This window comes from Nonomuraea sp. NPDC005730 (assembly GCF_040630865.1).
GTDB lineage: Bacteria > Actinomycetota > Actinomycetes > Streptosporangiales > Streptosporangiaceae > Nonomuraea.
Genome location: NZ_JBEXYK010000151.1, coordinates 1 through 1,069, shown reverse-complemented (window position 1 = coordinate 1,069; position 1,069 = coordinate 1). Strand labels below are relative to the sequence as shown.

The 1,069-nt window shown below is 69.5% G+C and carries 1 protein-coding gene; it reads right to left on the bottom strand.

Annotated features, from left to right (window positions below; all coding sequences use genetic code 11):
* Window positions 1-31: 31 nt before the first annotated feature.
* A partial coding sequence (locus tag ABZ444_RS51445) for a hypothetical protein (RefSeq protein ID WP_358012717.1) occupies window positions 32-1,069 on the bottom strand: 1,038 nt, incomplete at its 5' end.

The window sequence follows — 1,069 nt, the reverse complement described above, 5'->3', positions numbered from 1 at the left end:
GCTAGCCCCGTTTTCCGCACGTGAGTGATCTTCAGCGGATGTCTCGTGGATCGATGTCGAGAAGGTCCAGGAGATGCAGTTGAAGGTCGGTGGGTTGCGGGATCGTCGGGGGTGACTGGCCGGTGCCCGGGATCAGCCGGATGCCGGCCAGCGCGTCCAGGACGAGCTTGCCGGTGGGGACGGCGGGCCGTCCGGCATACAAGCCATCGACCTTCGTCTGGCCGCAGGCGGCGAGCGCCTGGCGGACCTGGCGTTCGATCAGGCAGAAGATGAGCAAGGCCAGGCAGATCACGGTGATCAGCGCGGCGATGCGGCGGTTGTTCTTCAGATACAGGCTGGTGACGGCCAGTGGCCCCTTGAACGCCTGGTAGCGACGCTCGACGGCTTCCTGGCCTTTGTAGTGGCGTAGCACCTGTTCAGCGCCGGTGGTCTCAGGAGGCAGGTTGGTGAGCAGCGCGTACCAGCCGTCGGTGGCGGCTTCGGCGTCCACCACCTGCTGGTCGAAACGCCAGGCCAAGGTGGGTTTGCCGGTGCCGGGGTCGGTGCCGGTCTCGGCGGTCAGGTAGGCGCTGACCCGGCGGGCCCGGCCGATCGCGGTGATCCGGTCGGCGACGGCCTGCTCGGTGGGGTAGTGGCGGCTGCCCAGGCCGCGCTCCAGCCGGGCCAGGTCATCGCGAGCCCGCTCCAGCTTCTTGGCCCGGGCGGCCTCGGCGGCCTGGGCACGGGCCGAGGAGTGCACGAACACCTGGCGCAACGCCAGAACCGGGTCCTTCTTGCGCGGCCCGGCCAGGGTCATGTCGTCCTCGCGCACGTGCCAGACGCCACGCCGCCCGGCGGGTTTGCCCTCGTCCCGGGCGGCGACGTAGTCCACCCGGGTGGCCGTGGCGATCTCCTGGCCGGCCAGAGTCGCGGCGCTGACGTACTGTTTGGAGGCCGGCGCGATGAAGCCGACCCCGGCGGCGGTCATCGCGGCCAGGTTCGCATACGAGATCAGCTTGGAATCACCGATCATCAGCATCCGTTGCGGGCCGGCCAGCTTCTGCAGGCCCTGCATGGCGCCGATCACCTG